Genomic DNA, 2,754 nt, shown 5'->3' on the forward strand with positions numbered 1-2,754 from the left:
CTGTTCGGGTGGGGGGGCGCGCCTCGGCCGCGCCCGACCCCCCCGCGGGGGCGGCTTCGGTTTGGCCTCCCCCCCCCCCCCCCCCCCGCCCCCCCGCCGCCCCCCCCCCCCCCGACAACTAGGAGTACACCTGTGTCCGGAACACGAAGCGCGCTGGTGATCGGCGGCGGAATCGCGGGGCCCGTGGCGGCCACCGCGTTGCACAAGGCGGGTATCGAGGCCCGCGTCTACGAGGCCTACCCGGGGCCCGCGTACACGATCGGCAGCGGTTTGGCCCTCGCGCCGAACGGTGTGGCCGCCCTGGATGTGATCGGTGCGGGCGATGCCGTCCGCGGGATCGCCGCACCGGTGCCGCGGATGTGCCTGTCGGTCGGCGGTAAGCTGCTGCCCGCTCCCAGCCTGCCGGACCAGCCGCCCTTACAACTGGTCGACCGCGGTGACCTGCACCGGGTTTTGCACGAACGGGCCGTGGCGGCCGGTGTGCCGATCGACTACGGCAAACGCCTGGTGGCGGCCGAACATACCGGCGAGGGCGTGACCGCGCGGTTCGCCGACGGCAGCACCGCCACCGCCGATGTGCTCATCGGCGCCGACGGTATCCGCTCCACCGTGCGGCGGCTGATCGACCCTGCCGCCCCGGGTCCGGATTTCACCGGGATGCTCGGCTTCGGCGCCACCGTGGAATGCGATATCGACACCCCGGCCGAGACGATCGTCTTCGCCTACGGGAAACGCGCCTACTACCTGTACTGGCCCCTGGGCGACGGAAGGATCGGCTGGGGAGCGAATCTGCCCAGCGCGGAATATCTTTCGCTCACCGAGGCCCGCGATATCCCGCCCGAGCGCTGGCTGGAGACCCTGCGCGATACCTACGGCGAGGACTATCCGGGTGGCCGGCTCGCCCGCGCGACCACACCGGAACAGCTGGAGGTCACCGGTGCTCTGCACATCATGCCGCCGGTGCCGCACTGGTACCGGCACCGCATGGTGCTGATCGGCGACGCGGTGCACGCACCGTCCAACAGTTCCGGCCAGGGCGCCTCGCTGGCGATCGAGAGCGCGGTCGAACTGGCCCGCTGCCTACGCGATATTCCCGAGCCCGAGAAGGCATTCGCCACGTACGAGGGATTGCGCCGTTCCCGGGTGGAGGGTGTGGCGGCGCGGGCCGCGAAGATCAACCACAGCAAAACCCCCGGGCCGGTGGCCCGCAAGGTGATGCAGCTGGTGATGCCCGTGATGGCCCGGATGATGGACGCCGAGAAGCTGGTCGGCACCGAGCAGCGCTACCGCATTGCTTGGTCGGAGACGGTGAGCTGAGTCCGGCGCACTTCCCCGCATACCGGTCCGGCTCGAATCCATAACCGCTCAGCTGTCACAGGCGCTGCGTAGCATGTTGTGCAGCGGCTGTGGATTTCGGGGAGGTACCGTGCTCGTTCTGCTGGTTGTGGCCACCGCATTGATCGGTCTCATCGTGCTGTTCACCGTCGGTTCCGTCGCGGGCGCATGGCTTCTCGCGGTGTCTGTGGTACTGGCGGTGGTGGCTGCGGTGCGCGGGTACCGGCGCAACCGGGCGCCGCTGCGGTCGGCGGGCGCGGGCGGTGCGGGCGCCTGGTTCGCCGGAAGCGGCGATGGTGCTCGCGGTGGTGGGGGTGGGGGAGGTAGCGGCTGTGGCGGCGGCGGGTTCGGGGGTGGGGGAGGGGGGGGGGGGGGGGGCGGGGGGGGGGTGGGGGGGGGGGTTGCTCATTTACCTCGCCCCCACCCACCTCAGCACGCGAAGGGGATGGTGTTGCCCGCGGCGTCGCGGGTCCCCCGCACCTTCGCGATGGCGTCCGCGAGTTCGGTGCAGGATTTCCACGTGCGCGGTGTGGTGTCATCGAGATTGCCGATCGTGTACCACTCCTCGGTTTCCCGGTAGCGGACCATGCCGTAACCCTTGGGGTCGACGGTGATGTCCAGGGCGCCGGAGATCGTCCCGGCCTCCCGGGTCATCACGGAGGTTTTCCCCGGCAACTCGATGACTTCGGCTATTTGAACTCACCTCGTTTTACGCAGTCGTCCACCGCGGTCCGCAGTGCGGTCTGCTCGTCCTGATCGACGCTCAGCCCGTACTTTAGCTTGACCTGGACGTAGTGCGAGATATATCCGCAGCGGAAAGTCCCCGGCGGGAGGTAATCCGAAGGGTCCTGGTCGCCTTTGGACCGGTTGGCCGACGGGTCGGAGGCGATGAGATTCTGCGCGTCGTTGGCGATCCTGCGGCGGGTATCGGTGTCCAGATCCTTGGCGCCCGAACGCCAGGCTTCCGCGAGCGGCACGATATGTTCGGCGTCGACCCCGGCCGGATCGGTGATGAACTTGTACGGCTTCAGTTTCCCGGTCTTGGCATCGAGTACGCCGTAGGTGTCCTGCCAGCCGCCGCCCGTGCCGATCTTCAGATCGCAGGTCTTCGGGTCCAGGCTCACCTCGCCGGTGGCGTCGCGCAGCATCATCACCTCGCGCGTGGTGCATTTGAGATATTGCGCGAACTCCGGGCCGAAACCGTGTTCGGCCTCGTTGTTGTCCCAGTGCGGGAACTTCTCCCGGCTGTAGCCGGCCATCCCGGCCTCCGCCTTCACGGGCAGCCGGTCCAGGGCCGACCGCACCTCGTCCGCCGCCGCGGTGTTCGCGGGACCGGCGTCGGTAGCGGTTGCGCTGTCACGCCCTTCGAGGAAATAGCCGGCGGCGAGGACCACCACGATCAGGATCGGGATCGCGACG

The 2,754-nt window shown here is 69.2% G+C and carries 3 protein-coding genes; 1 reads left to right on the top strand and 2 read right to left on the bottom strand.

Going from position 1 to position 2,754, the window contains the following annotated elements; all coding sequences use genetic code 11:
- Positions 1-132 precede the first annotated feature (132 nt).
- Entirely contained in the window at positions 133-1,317 is a 1,185-nt protein-coding gene (locus QH276_RS21495) for an FAD-dependent monooxygenase (RefSeq protein ID WP_280398869.1), read from the top strand.
- 447 nt (positions 1,318-1,764) lie between these two features.
- Here QH276_RS21495 and QH276_RS21500 read toward each other — a convergent pair whose 3' ends face one another.
- Together QH276_RS21500 and QH276_RS21505 are read right to left on the bottom strand one after the other, a co-directional pair.
- Positions 1,765-1,989, bottom strand: coding sequence for a hypothetical protein (locus QH276_RS21500; RefSeq protein WP_280402349.1), 225 nt, complete (start codon positions 1,987-1,989; stop codon positions 1,765-1,767).
- Positions 1,990-2,024: 35 nt separating this feature from the next.
- The coding region (locus tag QH276_RS21505) for an HNH endonuclease family protein (RefSeq protein WP_432278804.1) at positions 2,025-2,754 on the bottom strand (730 nt) is incomplete at its 5' end.

The organism is Nocardia carnea (genome assembly GCF_029869215.1).
Lineage (GTDB): Bacteria > Actinomycetota > Actinomycetes > Mycobacteriales > Mycobacteriaceae > Nocardia > Nocardia carnea_B.